Annotated in this window: 11 protein-coding genes; 6 read left to right on the top strand and 5 right to left on the bottom strand. The window is 73.2% G+C overall.

Annotated elements, in window-relative coordinates; all coding sequences use genetic code 11:
• Nucleotides 1-33: 33 nt before the first annotated feature.
• Nucleotides 34-5757: a DUF7927 domain-containing protein gene (locus KG102_RS02755; protein WP_208290553.1), complete on the bottom strand. Its 5724-nt coding sequence runs from the start codon at nt 5755-5757 to the stop codon at nt 34-36.
• 256 nt (nt 5758-6013) lie between these two features.
• Between KG102_RS02755 and rox the strand changes: the two genes are divergently transcribed.
• The gene (gene rox, locus KG102_RS02750) at nt 6014-7438 is read left to right on the top strand and encodes a rifampin monooxygenase (protein ID WP_208290554.1); all 1425 of its coding nucleotides are present in this window, start codon (nt 6014-6016) and stop codon (nt 7436-7438) included.
• Nucleotides 7439-7441: 3 nt separating this feature from the next.
• Here the strand turns inward: rox and KG102_RS02745 are convergent, their stop codons facing one another.
• The gene (locus KG102_RS02745; protein ID WP_208290555.1) at nt 7442-7999 is read right to left on the bottom strand and encodes a hypothetical protein; all 558 of its coding nucleotides are present in this window, start codon (nt 7997-7999) and stop codon (nt 7442-7444) included.
• A gap of 88 nt (nt 8000-8087) precedes the next feature.
• Between KG102_RS02745 and KG102_RS02740 the strand changes: the two genes are divergently transcribed.
• From KG102_RS02740 to KG102_RS02730, 3 genes are all read left to right on the top strand, one after another.
• Nucleotides 8088-8807, top strand: a complete 720-nt coding sequence (locus KG102_RS02740) for a hypothetical protein (protein ID WP_208290556.1) — start codon at nt 8088-8090, stop codon at nt 8805-8807.
• A gap of 122 nt (nt 8808-8929) precedes the next feature.
• Nucleotides 8930-9535, top strand: a complete 606-nt coding sequence (locus KG102_RS02735; RefSeq protein WP_208290557.1) for a hypothetical protein — start codon at nt 8930-8932, stop codon at nt 9533-9535.
• Nucleotides 9529-10524 carry a hypothetical protein gene (locus KG102_RS02730; RefSeq protein ID WP_213363026.1) on the top strand — a complete coding sequence of 332 codons (996 nt, stop codon included), beginning with the start codon at nt 9529-9531 and terminating at the stop codon, nt 10522-10524. The genes KG102_RS02735 and KG102_RS02730 overlap by 7 nt, the downstream gene beginning before the upstream one ends.
• A gap of 35 nt (nt 10525-10559) precedes the next feature.
• Here KG102_RS02730 and KG102_RS02725 read toward each other — a convergent pair whose 3' ends face one another.
• Genes KG102_RS02725 through KG102_RS02715 form a run of 3 tightly spaced genes read right to left on the bottom strand, consistent with a single transcriptional unit; the run spans nt 10560 to nt 12990 of the window.
• Nucleotides 10560-11963: a dihydrolipoyl dehydrogenase family protein gene (locus KG102_RS02725; protein WP_208290559.1), complete on the bottom strand. Its 1404-nt coding sequence runs from the start codon at nt 11961-11963 to the stop codon at nt 10560-10562.
• Nucleotides 11960-12520, bottom strand: coding sequence for a hypothetical protein (locus KG102_RS02720; RefSeq protein ID WP_208290560.1), 561 nt, complete (start codon nt 12518-12520; stop codon nt 11960-11962). Before KG102_RS02720 ends, KG102_RS02725 begins: the two co-directional genes overlap by 4 nt.
• Nucleotides 12521-12558: 38 nt before the next feature.
• The gene (locus tag KG102_RS02715) at nt 12559-12990 is read right to left on the bottom strand and encodes an organic hydroperoxide resistance protein (protein ID WP_249667442.1); all 432 of its coding nucleotides are present in this window, start codon (nt 12988-12990) and stop codon (nt 12559-12561) included.
• Between the two features lie 108 nt (nt 12991-13098).
• Between KG102_RS02715 and KG102_RS02710 the strand changes: the two genes are divergently transcribed.
• Both KG102_RS02710 and KG102_RS02705 read left to right on the top strand, forming a co-directional pair.
• Complete coding sequence (locus KG102_RS02710) at nt 13099-13695, top strand: TetR/AcrR family transcriptional regulator (protein WP_208209999.1); 597 nt, start codon at nt 13099-13101, stop codon at nt 13693-13695.
• A gap of 62 nt (nt 13696-13757) precedes the next feature.
• Nucleotides 13758-14192 carry a VOC family protein gene (locus KG102_RS02705; RefSeq protein ID WP_208210000.1) on the top strand — a complete coding sequence of 145 codons (435 nt, stop codon included), beginning with the start codon at nt 13758-13760 and terminating at the stop codon, nt 14190-14192.

Raw genomic sequence — 14192 nt, 5'->3', positions numbered from 1 at the left:
CCCGGGGTCCGACAGCGGTGCCAGAGCGGCCCCTCACCCCTCGGGGGGCACCCGGGCGCCTCGCCGCGTGCCCCAGCGCATCGCGGCACCGGTCGCCAGCAGCCCGAGCGCGACGATCCCGAGCCACGGCTCCGGCCCGCCGGTGTCCGACAGCCATCCGCCGCCCCACGTCGTCCCCGGTGCCGTCGGGGTCAGGTGGGTGGTGCTCCGGCAGTCGTCCTCGCCGACGGCCGCGGCACCGAGTGCCGTCCCCTCCGGCGGGCACGGCAGCGCCCCCGGAGCCGTCACCACGTTGCGCAGCACGTCCCCGTTCACGTCGTCGTCGACCCGCACCTGGTAGATCAGCGCCTGGACGCCCTCGAGCGTCCCGATGGTCCAGGTGAGCTGCGTCCCGGACAGGGTCGCCGTCCCGGCGCTCGCCCGGATGCTGCCGGCGACCAGCCTGGCGTCGTCCAGGACGTCCGAGAGGTCGTCGGTGATCACGACGCCGGCCGCGCGGTCCCCGGTCACGATGCCCGCCCGGACCGTGTACGTGATGACCTCGCCCGGATCCACCTGCGTGCCGGACGGCGGGTCGCTCGACTTCTCCGCGGTCCAGGTGCTCACCTGGGCCGGCGTGAAGACGTTGGTCACGGTGCAGATCACGTCGTCGCCGGCGGCGAGGTCGAGGTCGGCACCGTCGAGGGTGACCGGCGCGCCCCGGTTCTCGCACGCCCAGCCCGTGCCGACGTAGCCCGCGGGACCCGACTCGGACAGGGTGTACGTCCCCGGTGCGACCGCTGCGCCCGTGACGGCCGTGCTCCCGGTCGTGCCGGAGACCGGCACCGGGCCGTCGGCGGCCAGGGTCCAGTCCGTCGCGACCGCCGTCCCCCCGCCGTCGTTGACCACCTGCTTGACCAGGGTGAGGAGCGGCGGCTGGAACCGGTTGGTGATCGTGCAGGTCACCTCCTCGCCGTTGGCGACGGTCACGATGTCGCCGGTCACGGTGCCGCCCGTGCAGGTCCATGGTGAGGCGCTGTAGCCCGACGGCCCGTCGGCCTCGGACAGCGTGTAGCTCCCGGCCGACACGTCGACCCCGGTGACGGCAGCGCTTCCGGTCTGGCCGGAGATCCCCGGGGTCGGCCCGTCGGCCACAAGGGTCCAGTCGGTGACCTCGGCCGTCCCCCCGCCGTCGTTCACGACCTCCTTGACCAGCGTGAGCGTGCCCGGCTGGTCGTCGTTGAGGACCGTGCAGGTCACGTCCTGCCCGAGCCCGATGAGGACCGACCCGGACTCGACCGGCAGGTCGGTGTCGCCGTCCGCGCAGGTCCAGTCGTTCGTCGTGTACCCCGTCGGCCCGCCGGACTCCGAGATTGCGTGGCGGCCCACCTCGACCGGGGCCGACGTGATGTCGTCGTCGCCCGTCGCCCCGGCCCGGCTGGTCGTGGGGCCGATCGCGACGAGGACCCAGTCGCGCGCGTCCGCTGTCCCGCCGTCGTCGTTGGTGACGAGCTTGGTGAGCGTCAGCGTGGAGGGCACCGCGGTGTTGGTGATCGTGCAGGTGACGTCGGCGCCGCTGGTCAGGGTCACGGTGCCCTGGTCGACCACGACGGAAGCGCCGGCCGCGTCGACGCACCCCCACGTCCCCGCGCTGAAGCCGTCGACGAACGACTCCGACAGTGCGTACGGACCCGCGAAGACGGCCACGTCGGTGACGCCGTCCGCACCGTCGCCCTCGACGATGTCCTGGCCGGGGATGTCCTCGGGTGCCGCCCGGACCGTCCAGTCCGCCGGCTCCGCGGTGGCCCCGGTGGCGCCCACGTCGACGACCTTGCGCAGCGTCAGCAGCGCCGGCTGGTCGTCGTTCTCGATCGTGCAGGTGACGTCCTGCCCGAGACCGATGTCCACGGCGCCGTCCGTGACGGTGAGCGCCGTCCCGCCCGCCTCGCACGCCCATTCCCCGGCGGTGTACCCCGCGGGTCCTTCCTCCGCGAGGGCGTAGCTGCCGATGGCGACGGGGGCGTCGGTGACCTCCGGGTCGCCGGTCGCGCCGGTCACCCCGGTCGTGGGCCCGGTCGCGGTCAGCGTCCAGTCCCCGACCACCGCCGATCCGCCCTGGTCCGTGGTCAGCAGCTTGACCAGCGTCAGCGTGGGCTGCTGGGCCGTGTTCGTGATCGTGCACGTGACGTCGGCGCCGCTGGTCAGGACCACCTCGTCGTCGGTGACCGGCACCGTCCCGCTCGCGTCGACGCACCCCCAGGCACCGGCGTCGAAGCCGGCGACCGTCGACTCCGACAGCGCATAGGAACCCGCGGCGACGGGCGCGTCCGTGACTCCGTCGGCACCGTTGCCGGAGACGGTGTCGGGACCGTCGGCCGTCAGGGTCCAGTCGGCCGGCGTCTGCGTCGCACCGGTCGTCCCGGGCTCGACGGCCTTGCGGAGCGTGAGCTGCGCGGGCTGGTCGTCGTTCGTGATCGTGCAGGTGACGTCCTGCCCGAGGCCGATCTCGACCGCGCCGTCCGCCACGGGCAGGTCGGTCGTGTCGGCCGCGCAGGCCCACTCGCCCGGCGTGTAGCCCGCGGGCCCGTCCTCGCTGAGCGCGTAGCTGCCGATCGCGACGGGGGCGCCGGTGATCTCGGTGTCCCCGGTCGCCCCGGTCACGGGCGTGGGCCCGTCGGCGGTCAGGATCCAGTCGCCCACGACCGCCGAGCCGCCGTCGTCGTTCGTGACCTCCTTCACGAGCGTCAGCGTGGGCTGCACGGCGACGTTCGCGATGGTGCACGTGACGTCCGACCCGTTCTCCAGGGTCACCACGCCCGCGTCGACGGTGACGTCCTCGCCACCCGCGTCGACGCACGCCCACTCCTGCGCGTCGAAGCCCGCGATGGTCGACTCGGTGAGCGCGTACGGCCCGGCGGCGACCTCCTCGTCGGTGACGCCGTCGGCACCGTTGCCGGAGACCGGCTCCTGGTCCTCGATGTCCTGCGGGGTAGCGGTGAGCGTCCAGTCCGCAGGCACCTCGGTGGCTCCGGTCGCCCCCGCCTCGACGCTCTTGCGCAGCGTCAGCTGCGCCGGGTTGTCGGTGTTTACGAAGTCGCACACGACCGTCTCGCCGCGGCCGACGGTGACCTCGGTGACCGGCTGCAGGACGCCGTCGATGGTGCACTGCAGGTCGGTGAGGCCGTACCCGGCCGGGCCGGTCTCGTCCAACGTGTAGGTGTGGTCGGGCCGGATCTCCACCACCTGCGCGTCGGCCTGCGCGGCGCCCGGCACCTCGACGTCGGACAGCCCGGTGACCGGCGGCGTCGTGCTCGGCACGGCGCGCAGCGTGAAGTCGGAGGCGACGGCGGTGCCGCCGGCGGTGTTGTTGACCTCCTTGGCGAGCACGAGCTGTGCGGTCTGGTTGGTCGCCGTGCAGCTGACCCGCTCGGCGATCGGGACGGTGACCCCACCGTTGAGCCCGTCGGCGAAGCCGGAGACCTGGTTGCCCTCAGCATCGATCCGGATGCAGTTCCACGACCCGGTGGCCAGCGGATAGGTCTGCAGGTCGGACCTCTGGTCCACCTGGAGGTACGTCGCCGGGCCTCCGGACTCCGCGAGCTGGTAGGCGATCCCGGCGGTCACCGACACGTCGGTCACGCCGGTGCTGCCCGCCTGGCCGCTCGGTCCCGGCAGCTGGCTCCCGGCAGCGGTCGGTAGTGCGTCCAGCGTCCAGAGGGCCGGGTCGGCGGCGCCCTCGACGTTCTTGGCGAGGGTCAGCCGCGACTCGCAGGTGACCGTGTTGCGGATGGTGAAGGTGTTGGCCCCCTCGATCAGCGTCGCCGCGTACCCCCCTTGCGGGACGGGTACGGGGGTCACCACGGCGCCGTCGATCTCCACGATCTGCGGCGTCGAGACCGTGCAGAGGTCGGCGTCGATGTCGGGCGCCTGCAGCGTGACCTGCTCGTCGATGGTGACCGCGTCCCCCGCGACGTAGCCCGAGCGCGTGACCCGCCAGGGCTGGTTGCTCGCGGCCGCGCCGTCGGGGCCGGTCAGCGTCAGCTGTGAGGTGAAGCCCGCGGGCTGGCTACCTTCCGGCACTGGCGCGGCGCCGTTGATCGCCCACTCCTTGTCCACGGTCACCGACGCAGGCGCGGCGACCTGGTTGTAGACCGTGCAGGTGACCGCGTCCGTGCTCGGCACGTCCACGGTGAACCCGGTGGGTTCCGCGTTGGTGACGGTCAACGGCTGGTCGGTGTCGAGGTCGGTGCAGACCGCGTTGGCGCCGTCCACGGGGAACAGCGTGGTGCCCGTCTGGGGTTGCTCCTGGACCTCGATCGCTCCGGAGGTCACACCGCCGCCATAGGTGAGCGGGAAGTTGACCGCGCTCGAGGAGTCCGTCGTCGCGCTCGGGTTCGCGATGGTGACACCAGTGGTCGCCGTCGACGCGTCGAAGGTCCAACCGGCACCACCCGGGGTTGCGGTGGACAGGTCGCCGCTGGAGTCGACGATCTGCTTGACCACCGACAGCGACCCCGCGCACTCGCCCAGAGCGAGCTGGCGCAGCGCCTGCCCGACGGCGGAGTAGTCGGTCACCTGGTAGTAGTCGGCCGCCTGGGAGTTGGTGCCGTCGTAGGCCGTGGGGCCGGAGATGGCCCGCAGGTTCTGTGCGGTCGCGGCGTCGCTCACGCCGGCACCGACGCCGACGGCCAGGACCCGGGTGCCCTGCGCCTTGAGCGCGTTGGCCGAGAAGATGCCGTTCTCCATCTCCCGGAGACGGGTGAAGTTGCCGGGACCCTCGGCGGGCTGGTTGTAGTAGGTGGGGTCCCCGTCGGTGATGACGATGGCGACGTCGTACTCCGCCGCCGCCTCCGCCGGGGCCGCGAGCCCGCGGTCCCAGTTGGTCCCGCCCTGCGACGTCCACGACGCGTAGCGCGCCTTGAACTCGGCCGCAGCGGCCGGCGTGGAGATGGGCGACAGGCCGGGGTAGTTCTGCGTGGCCCCGAGGGCGGGCGTCGCGGTCGAGAACGAGAAGAGGGCGGCCTCCGACGGCGTGCCGGTCAGGGCGTCGACGAACGTGTCGGAGGCAGACTTCAGTGCCGCCAGCTGGGGCGACGTCACGGATCCCGACAGGTCGAGGACGAGTGCCACGCGCAGGCCGCACGACTGCACGGGCGGGGGATTGGTCCGGGACTGCTGCCAGATGCCGCCGGAGGCGCTGCGGTTGGTCGACCCCGTCCCGACCATGAAGTCCGAGCTCGAGGTATAGGTGTTCCCCGCGCGCAGCGTGGTGCCGGTGCGGAACTGGTAGGGCGTCAGCTGTGAACCGGTGCCGTTGCCGTTGCCCGTGCGCAGCGTCGAGTTCTGCGTGAAGCCGTCCGGCACACCGGTCTGCACGATCCAGAACCTGCGGTCGCAGTTGGCCCCCGCGGCGGCGCCGAAGCAACCGAAAATGCCGGACTGGGTGTTGGGAACGACGAAGCTGCAGTCGCCGTCGGCGTCCGAGGTGCACGTGGCCCAGGCGTCGGCGACCGGGGTGGTCGGGCCGGTGGTGCCGCCGTCGTAGAGCTGGAGGGTGACTCCGGCCAGGCCCGAGACACCCCGGGTGCCCTGCCGGTCTGCTCCGACCTGGACCGTGATGACGGCGTTGTTGCCGGTCGCGGGCGGGACCACCATCGGCACGGCACCGGGGCCGCGCGCCTGGGACGGCGCCGCGCCGAGGGCCAGGAAGGCCAGCGCGAGCACCGCCGAGAGCAGGGCCGCGCCGAAGCGCCGCAGCCGTCGCAAGCTCTTGTCCATGGCGTCCCCCCGGTCGCACGGAACCGCGCCACAGAATGGCGCGATACATCGAGTATGCCCCGGGACGGGCAAAAGGGAACCTGGGGGGCGATCCGCCCGAATACCCCGCGCATGCGAAAGGCGAGGAGAACGGATCTCCTCGCCACCTTCAAGGTATAGCTCCCCCGGGGGCTTCCCACAAGCCCCCCACCCGCCGCCAGGATGGTCGGCCGCGGCGCGGACCCGCGGTGCGCGACGCATCCGACGAGGGAGATCCATGATCGACGTGCTCATCAGCGGCGGCGGGCCGACCGGGATGATGCTGGCCGGTGAGCTGCGTCTGCACGGCGTGGACGTGCTGGTCCTGGAGCGGGATGCCGAGCCGAGCCCGGCGGTCCGTTCGCTCGGACTCCACCCGCGCAGCATCGAGATCCTGGACCAACGCGGGCTCCTGGACCGATTCCTCGCGCACGGGCAGACGTACCCCAGCGGCGTCGGCCGGTTCGCCGCCATCGAGAAGCCCCCGGTACCGCTGGACACCGCGCACGACTACGTCCTCGGCATTCCCCAGCCCGTCACCGACCGCCTGCTGACCGAGCACGCCGCCGAGCTCGGGGCGCAGATCCGCCGCGGCGCCGAGGTGACGGGGCTGGACCAGGACGACGACGGGGTGGACGTCGAGCTGGCCGACGGCTCCCGGCTGCGGTCGCGCTGGCTGGTCGGTTGCGACGGCGGACGCAGCCTGGTGCGGCGCCTGCTCGGGATCGACTTCCCGGGCGAGCCGGCGTCGACCGAGTGGATCCTCGGCGAGGTCCGGGTCACCATGCCGACCGACGAGCTGACCGAGATCTCGAACCGCGTCCGCCGGACGCACAAGGGGTTCGGCATCGGTCCCAGCGGCGACGGCCTGCACCGCGGCGTCGTGCCGGCGTCGAGCGTGTCCGAGGACCGCTCGGTCCCGCCGACCCTCGAGGAGTTCCGGGCGCAGCTGCGGGCGTACGCGGGCACCGACTTCGGGGTCCACTCGCCGCGGTCGCTGTCCCGGTTCACCGATGCCACCCGCCTGGCCGAGCGGTACCGGGTGGGCCGGGTCCTGCTCGCCGGCGACGCCGCTCACGTGCACCCGCCGCTGGGGGGTCAGGGGCTGAACCTCGGCATCCAGGACGCGTTCAACCTGGGGTGGAAGCTCGCCGCCGAGGTCGAGGGGTGGGCACCGGACGCCCTGCTGGACACCTACGCCGCCGAGCGGCGGCCGGTCGCCGGGGAGGTGCTGAGCCTGACGCGCGCCCAGAGCGAGCTGCTCTCCCCCGAGCCCGGCCCGCAGGCGCCGCGGCGGCTGCTCACCGAGCTGATGGACTTCGAGGACGTCAGCCGGTTCCTGGCCGAGAAGATCGCCGGGACGGGGATCCGCTACGACGTCGGCGACGGGCCCGCGCTGCTGGGCCGACGTCTGCGCGACCTCCCGCTCTCCCGCGGGCGGCTCTACGACCTGACCCGCCGCGGACGCGGGCTCCTGCTCGACCAGACGGGCGCGCTCTCGGTTGCCGGGTGGACCGATCGCGTCGACCACGTCGCGGACGTCAGCTCCGAGCTCGATGCGCCCGCCGTCCTGCTCCGGCCGGACGGGCACGTCGTCTGGATCGGCGACGACCAGGACGACCTGTGTGCCCACCTGCCCACCTGGTTCGGGCCGGCGCGCTGAGCGTCAGGTGCGCTCGACGTCGACGACGGAGGTCGGGGTGAGACCCGCCATCAGGTTCCCGGCGCCCGCGAGGGTCTTGTCGCAGACGTCGACCGGCCAGTAGGCGCGCACCGACCGCCCGGCGTCGTCCACCAGGAAGACCACCGGCTTGTACTCGAAGTCCAGGGTGCACATGACGTCCGCTCCGCCGGGCGTCTCGGTGGGCTGCGCCAGCGCCTCGAGCACGGGCGCGATGCCGTCGTCGAAGGTGACCTGCTGGACGACGGCGTCGGGCGACCCGACGGGCTCGCCGCGGCACCAGACCACGGCGACCGGGTCCAGGTCGGCGGGCAGCGGGGGCGGCGCCTTGGCGTCGTCGGGGTAGCCGCCGCCACCCTCGAGCGCGTCGAGCACGTCGGCGGTGCCGCAGTCCACCCCGGCCGCCGGGGTCGCGGCCGGCGAGGTCGCGGCCGTCGGGGTCGCGGCCGGCGGCTCGTCGTCGGACTGCTGACCGGCGCACCCGGCCAGGGCCACGGTGAGGACCGCGAGCGCGATGGCGGCCACGGGTCGGGCATGTCGCACGGTGCGCCTCCGGTGTCGGTCCCTCCACGGAGACCTCCCCGCACTATGTCGTGCCGGCCGGCCACCTGCACGCACGTATCCTCACCGCGTGTCTGCGCGCCACCCCTCCCCGTCCGCACCCTCGACGGCCCGCCGGTGGACGGCACGGATCGCCCTGCAGGCCCTCGGGCTCGTGGTCGGCGTGGCGCTCGGGCTCTTCTTCGCGGTGATGATCCGCGACTACGCCATGCTGTGGATGGTCCTGCTGCCCATCGCGCTCTGGGCGCTGGCCAACCGGTCCGGTGTCCGCTCGGCGGCCGGCGGCTTCGACCTGGCCCGCGTGCCGACCGGGGACCTGGTGGCGATGGCGCTCGGCGTGCTGCTCGCCGTGCCCGCGACCCTCACCGTGCTCGACGGGTCGTGGTGGCGCACCGCGGCGCTGGTCGTGGTCCTCGGCGTCCTCGGCTTCGGGATGCTCGGGTACGCCGGCGCCATCCGGGACGGCGCGACCCTCCACCTCGCAGACGGCGCCGACAGCCCCCGCGTCGTGCGCGCCGCGGACGTCGCCCTGCGCGGCCTGCGGTCCAGCTCGGGGCTCGCGAACATGTACCTCGCCGCCGTCGGGACGCTGCTCGCGTTCCCGGACGGGTCGAACTGGGTCCCCACCCTGGCGGTGGTGCTCACGGGCGGGCTGCACGCCGTGCTGGACGGACGGGAGCCGCGGACCGACGTCCCCGCTCAGGCGTCACCCGGCCGTGCGGGGCCGGGCAGCCCCGTCGAGGCCGGCTCCCCAGGTGGCCGGTCGGCCGTCGGAGCCGGCCCTCGCTGACCGTGCGCCAGCCGGGCACCGCGCCACATCAAGGTCGGCGATCGGGGGCAATGGTCACGACGGCACCCCCGGGGTCCGGTTTGTTCGGTACGGTGCCGTCACTTCGATGAGCGGAGGCACGAATGCGACGAGCAGCAGTCGTCGTCGGTACAGCACTCTCGATCGCGGTCCTGGCCGGGTGCTCCACGCAGGAGGCCGACCCGCCCGCGCCGACCTCGTCCGCGACTGCCGCTCCGTCGCCGACCCCCACCCCGACGCCGTCGCCGTCCGGGATCGTCGAGGGCTCCGACCTCGAGCTGGGCATCGTCCTCGACGACGTCCCCGAGCTGGGTGGTGACGACGCGCAGGTCTACAACTGGGCCGCCACGTACGAGAAGGAGTACTGGCGCACGCTCACCACGAACGCCATCAGCCCGGCGATGAGCCTGCTCGCGTCTCCTGAGCTCCAGCAACGCGTGACGACGCTGGTCCAGTCGAACGTCGCGGACAAGTGGGTCATCGACGGCACGATGCATGTGCGCATCGACTCGATCGTCGTCGACGGCGACACAGCGAGCGCAGCCGTGTGCCGGGACTTCTCGGACACGACCGCCACCGAGGACGGCCGCGCGCTCACCCCGGAGGAGCTGGGGCCGGACCTGGTGCCCAAGCAGATGACGCTCGCCCGGGTGGCCGGTGAGCAGCGGTGGACCGTGCTGACCAGCGAGACCGGCGCAGGCACGTGCTGAGGCGCCGGCCTGCGGTCCTGGGGATCGCCGCGCTCATCGTGCTGGTCCCGGGCGTCGCGCAGGCCGGTGGACGTGACGAGGACCCCGCACCGGCGACTCCTCCTGCCGTCACGCCCGTGGCCGCCGGCGAGGGCGTGGAGGTCACGGTCTCGCAGTCCGGGTCGACGTCGTCGGGCCGTCAGTTCACGAGCCCGTCGAGGTCGGTCCGGGTGCTGCCGTCGTGCTGGTACGGGCAGGGCATGACCGGGTTCGAGTACTACGAGTACTGGAAGCCGGGCGGTCCCGCCCGCCAGGCCCCGACGCTCGATGCGTTCGCGGCGCAGGGCCTGCTGCACAAGGACTTCGAGTCCCACGCCACGGACACCGAGGGCCACTGGTACGAGGCGGAGTGCCGGTACGACATCCCTAGCGACGAGGCCACCCGCTACGTGCTCAGCCATCCCGCGGTCTGGGTGGGCCCGACCGACACCCCGCCCGCGACCGAGGTCGTGGTGGACCCGGAGGTCCTGGCGCAGGTGGCGTCGGACGCGATGGACCTGCCCACCGGCACGATCAGGTGGAACCCGTCGCTGGCCGGGTCGGGGGCCACGGTGGTCGGCGCGAGCACGTGGCTGTGGGTCGAGGACGCGCCGACCACGGTCACGGTCCGCGCCGAGATCCCCGGGACCTGGGCGCAGGTGGATGCCGTGCTGTCGGGCCTCGAGGCGTCCGCCCCGGCGGCGGACACGGTGCACTGCCCCGACGCCGGCACCCCCTGGTCGGAGGGGGCGACGTCCACGACGTGCGCGATCACCTTCCTCCGGTCGACGGCGAACCAGCCGGTCAAGACCGGCCAGTCCCAGCGGACCACCACGCTGACGGCCCGGGCCACCTGGACCGCGTCGTGGACGTCGTCGCTCGACGCCACCCCCACCCCGCTCCCGTCCCAGACCCTGACCGCGACCGCCGAGATCCCCGTCGCCGAGGTCCAGAGCATCGTCGGCCGGTAGCCGCCGCGGCTGCGCGGGGTTCCCGACGGTGATCCCTACGCGGTCGGTCGGCCGTAGGCCTCGAGCAGCCGGAGCCACACCTCGCTGATCGTGGGGTAGGCGGGTACGGCGTGCCACAGCCGGTGGACCGGGACCTCGCCGACGATCGCGATGGTCGCGGCGTGCAGGAGCTCGGCGACGTCCTGGCCGACGAAGGTCGCTCCGACCACCACTCCCCGGTCCTCGTCGACGACCAGCTTGGCGCGGCCGGAGTAGCCGTCCGCGTGGAGCTTGGCGCCGGCGACCTGGCCGAGGTCGTACTCCACGGCCCGGACGGTGAGGCCCCGGCCCCGCGCCTGGGCCTCGGTGAACCCCACGGCGGCCACCTCGGGGTCGGAGAACACCACGCGCGGTACAGCCACCTCGTCCGCGGTGGCCGCGTGGGCTCCCCACGGCTGGTCGGCCACCGGGTGACCGTGCAGCCGGGCGGCGATCACCTCGCCCGCCGCCCGCGCCTGGTACTTGCCCTGGTGGGTGAGCAGCGCTCGGCCGTTCACGTCGCCCGCCGCGTAGAGCCAGTCCGTGCCCGCGACGAGCATGGTCTCGTCCACCTTCAGCACGGCACCCGGGTCGATCCCGACGACGTCGAGGCCCAGGTCGCCCGTGCTGGGGCGGCGTCCGGTCGAGACCAGGAGCTCGTCGGCCAGGACCTCGGTGCCGTCCGCCAGGACGACGCGGACGGTCCCGTGCGGGTCGCGGTCGACGCGCACGGGCACGGCACCCAGCCGCACGTCGACCCCCTCAACGGCCAGGGCCGCGGCGACGTGCTCCCCGACGAAGGGCTCCTCGCGGTCCAGGAGTCCCGCCCGGGACAGCACCGTGACTCGTGAGCCCAGGGAGGTGAATGCGTAGGCGAGCTCGGTACCGGCCACGCCCCCGCCGATGATGGTGAGCCGCTCGGGGACGTGGTCGGCTGCGGTCGCCTCCCGCGTGCCCCACGGCGCGGCGGCGGCCAGGCCCGGGATGTCGGGCAGGACCGGCACCGAGCCCGTGGCCAGGGCGACCGCCCGGGCGGAGTAGGTCCGTCCGTCGACCGTGACCTGGCCCGGACCGGTGAGCCGGCCGCGGCCGCGGATGAGGTCGATGCCCGCGGACTCCAGCCACGCGACCTGGCCGTCGTCGCGCCACTGGTCGGTGAACGACGAGCGCCGGGCCAGGACCGCCGACGCGTCGAGGGCTCCCCCGACCGCCTCGCGCGCACCGGCGAGCCGTCGGGCCGCACGGATCGCGTGCCCGCTGCGCAGGAGCGCCTTGGACGGCATGCACGCCCAGTACGAGCACTCGCCACCGACGAGCTCGGCCTCGACGATCGCCGCCCGGACACCCCGCTTGGTCGCGTAGTCGGCGACGTTCTCCCCGACCGGGCCCGCGCCGATCACGATCAGGTCGTAGTCGGTCATGAGGCCCTCCGCTGCAGGGCGCCGAGGCGCAGCGCCGAGATCAGGAAGAAGACCCCGCCGAGGATCGCGTAGCCGCCCACGCCGGAGATGCTGGACGCGCCCTGGATCCCCTGCGCGGTGAAGGCGAGGCCGGCCAGCACCGAGAGTGCACCGCTGAGGATCTGCGGCACCTGGCCGCCGGAGCTCCGCCGTGCCACCGCGGTGGCCAGCTGTGCGAGCCCGGCGGCGGCGGCCCACACACCCCAGACGGTGAGGGCGGCCGAGACGGAGACGGTCGACGCCCAGCCGAGCGCGACGGCGACGGCCACGCTGACCGCGACGTTGATGCGCTCCGCGGCTCGCGAGGCCGCCTGGTCCTTGGAGCGCAGCTGCCACAGGACGGCGGCGGCGTCGGCCAGCGGGTAGACGACGAGCAGGATGGTGAGGAACGGCCCGGTCGCGGACGCCGTCAGGAACAGCAGGGCGGCCCAGACGACCGCGAAGGCGAAGCGGACGAGGTACAGGCGACGCAGCATCGCCGTCATGGTCGACGGCTGCTTGAGGACGGACGTGGTCATGGAGGTCTTCTCTCTCTCGTGCGGATGTGTGGGTGGAACTAGCCGACGGACGTGGTGAGGGTGACGGGCACGTTGCCCCGCGTCGCGACGGAGTAGGGGCACACCTCGTGCGCCGCTGCGGTCAGGCTCTCGGCGGTCTCGAGGTCGATGCCGCCGCCCAGGTGCACGCGCAGCGCAGCCTCCAGGGCGAAGCCACCGCCTGCGCCGGGGGCGATCGACACCTCGGCCACCACCGAGGAGTCCACGAGCCGGAGCTTGCGCTGCGAGGCCACGAGCTTGAGGGCGGAGTGGAAGCACGACGACCACCCGGCGGCGAACAGCTGCTCCGGGTTCGTCGCCCCACCGGGGCCACCCATCGAGGCCGGGATGGCGAGCGTCACGTCGAGGACGCCGTCGTCGGTCACGGCACGGCCTCCCGCGCGGCCGTCGCCGGTCGAGGTGGCGCTGGCGGTGTACAGGGTTGCGGACACGAGATCTCCTAGGTCGAGGCGATGTAGAGTTACTAGTTCGTCTACATCGCCGACCATAGACTCACAGCGAGCGCTGGCGCAACCAGCCGAACAGGACAGGAGCAGGAGATGCGTGCCGACAGCACGGAGCCGGCGACGCGCACGGGGACCGGAGCCGACACGAGGGCGCGCATCCTCGGCGCGGCGAACGAGCTCTTCTACGCCCACGGCATCCGCGCCACGAGCGCCGACCGGATCATCGAGCAGGTCGGCATCACGAAGGTCACCTTCTACCGGCACTTCCGGTCCAAGAGCGACCTGGTGGTCGCCTACCTCGGGGAGCAGGCGGCCGGGGAGCGGGCCTGGATCGACGGCCTGTTCCGTGCGGGCGACGCGGTGGGCTCGCTGCACGCGCTCGCCGCCGACATCGGCTCCGCCAGCTGCCGGCCGGGCTTCCGCGGGTGCGCGTTCATCAACGCGGCCGCCGAGTTCTCCGACCCGGCCGACCCCGTCCGGCAGACCGTCGACGAGCACCGCCGGTGGATGCTGGGCGCCTTCGCCCGGATCGCCGCGGAGGCGGGGGTCAGCGACGTCGACTCCGTCGCGAGGCAGCTGATGATCCTGCGCGACGGGGCGATGGTGAACGGCTACCTCGACGACCCGACGTCCGTCGCGGACTCCCTGGGCGCGGCGTTCACGTCGGTGATCGCGACCGCGAGGTCTTGACGCCCCACTTGTTTTTTGCAAGTGTCAGCACGGTCCCGTTCCGCACCCGAGAGGTGACCACGATGACCTCGATGTTCGTCAACCTGCCGGTGACCGACCTGGAGCGCGCCACGGCGTTCTACACAGCCCTCGGCTTCACGATCAACCCGCTCTTCACCGACCACAACGCGGCCTGCGTCGTCGTCGAGGAGGACCACAGCGCGCTCATGCTCCTGGTGCGCGACTTCTTCCAGACCTTCTCCGACCGGCCGGTCGGCGACCCGGCGGCGAGCGTGACCTCGTCGATCGCGATCTTCCTCGACAGCCGGGAGGCGGTCGACGCGACCGTGGCGAAGGGACTGGCTGCGGGCGGCACGGAGGACCAGCCCGCCTCGGACTACGGCTTCATGTACCAGCGTCAGCTGACCGACCCCGACGGCCACGTCGTCGACTTCGGCTACTTCGAGCCCTCCGCCGCAGAGTCCGGACCCGAGGCCTTCGCCGGCCAGCAGGCCTGA

The sequence above is a fragment of the Cellulomonas fengjieae genome (assembly GCF_018388465.1).
GTDB classification, from domain to species: Bacteria; Actinomycetota; Actinomycetes; order Actinomycetales; family Cellulomonadaceae; genus Cellulomonas; species Cellulomonas fengjieae.
The sequence above is the reverse complement of the archived record's forward strand: the minus strand, read 5'-3'. Positions and strand labels throughout refer to the sequence as shown.

Bases quoted from the DNA above. Each gene is read 5' to 3' on its own strand.
- KG102_RS02725 (WP_208290559.1), bottom strand. From the start codon at position 11,963: ATGACCGACTACGACCTGATCGTGATCGGCGCGGGCCCGGTCGGGGAG.
- KG102_RS02755 (WP_208290553.1), bottom strand. From the start codon at position 5,757: ATGGACAAGAGCTTGCGACGGCTGCGGCGCTTCGGCGCGGCCCTGCTC.
- KG102_RS02720 (WP_208290560.1), bottom strand. From the start codon at position 12,520: ATGACCACGTCCGTCCTCAAGCAGCCGTCGACCATGACGGCGATGCTG.
- KG102_RS02705 (WP_208210000.1), top strand. From the start codon at position 13,758: ATGACCTCGATGTTCGTCAACCTGCCGGTGACCGACCTGGAGCGCGCC.
- KG102_RS02735 (WP_208290557.1), top strand. From the start codon at position 8,930: ATGCGACGAGCAGCAGTCGTCGTCGGTACAGCACTCTCGATCGCGGTC.
- rox (WP_208290554.1), top strand. From the start codon at position 6,014: ATGATCGACGTGCTCATCAGCGGCGGCGGGCCGACCGGGATGATGCTG.
- KG102_RS02710 (WP_208209999.1), top strand. From the start codon at position 13,099: ATGCGTGCCGACAGCACGGAGCCGGCGACGCGCACGGGGACCGGAGCC.